Source organism: Paraburkholderia sp. RL18-085-BIA-A, from assembly GCF_046027075.1.
In the GTDB taxonomy this organism is placed as follows: domain Bacteria; phylum Pseudomonadota; class Gammaproteobacteria; order Burkholderiales; family Burkholderiaceae; genus Paraburkholderia.
In genome coordinates, this window is record NZ_JARESU010000494.1 from 1 (window position 1) to 942 (window position 942).

A 942-nucleotide genomic window follows, 5' to 3' on the forward strand; every position below is an offset into this window, starting at 1 on the left:
CCGTTTTGCCGTCTGATGCGCTTCAAGCGTTTCGCCGACGACAGCGATGCGGTTACCCAATTGAAAGATGAGCCGGTCGTACTGGTTTGCGCACCGTTGTCGGGACACCACTCCACGCTGCTGCGCGACACGGTGCGAACGTTGTTGCAGGACCACAAGGTGTATCTGACCGACTGGATCGATGCGCGCATGGTGCCGCTCGAAGCCGGCGAGTTTGGTCTGGACGACTATGTCGCGTATATCCAGGAATTCATCCGTCACATCGGCGCGAAGAATCTGCACGTGATCTCGGTGTGCCAGCCGACTGTGCCGGTGCTCGCCGCCATTTCGCTGCTGGCGAGCCGCGGCGAGGACACGCCCCGCACCATGACGATGATGGGTGGCCCGATCGACGCGCGCAAGAGCCCGACCTCGGTCAACTCGCTCGCCACCCAGCACTCGTACGAGTGGTTCGACAACAACGTGATTTTCACGGTTCCGCCGAACTATCCGGGCGTGGGTCGCAAGGTGTACCCGGGCTTTTTGCAGCACACCGGTTTTGTCGCGATGAATCCGGAACGTCACGCGGCCTCGCACTGGGACTTCTACCAGAGCCTGCTGCGCGGCGACGAAGAAGATGCGGAAGCGCATCGCCGCTTCTACGACGAGTACAACGCGGTGCTCGACATGGCCGCGGACTATTACCTCGACACGATCCGCGTGGTGTTCCAGGAGTTCCGTCTCGCCGAAGGCACGTGGGACGTCGCCGGCGAGCGGGTGAAGCCGCAGGACATCAGGCACACCGCGCTGTTCACGATTGAAGGCGAACTGGACGATATCTCCGGCGACGGTCAGACCTATGCGGCGCATGAGCTGTGCACCGGCATTCCGGAGAGCGACAAGCGCCACTTCACCGCGGAAAAATGCGGCCACTACGGCATTTTCTCGGGACGGCGCTGGCGC

At 62.2% G+C, this 942-nt stretch carries 1 protein-coding gene; it reads left to right on the plus strand.

What is annotated here, in order from left to right:
• On the plus strand, positions 1 to 942 hold a 942-nt coding region (locus P0D89_RS53465), incomplete at both ends, for a polyhydroxyalkanoate depolymerase (RefSeq protein WP_408379726.1).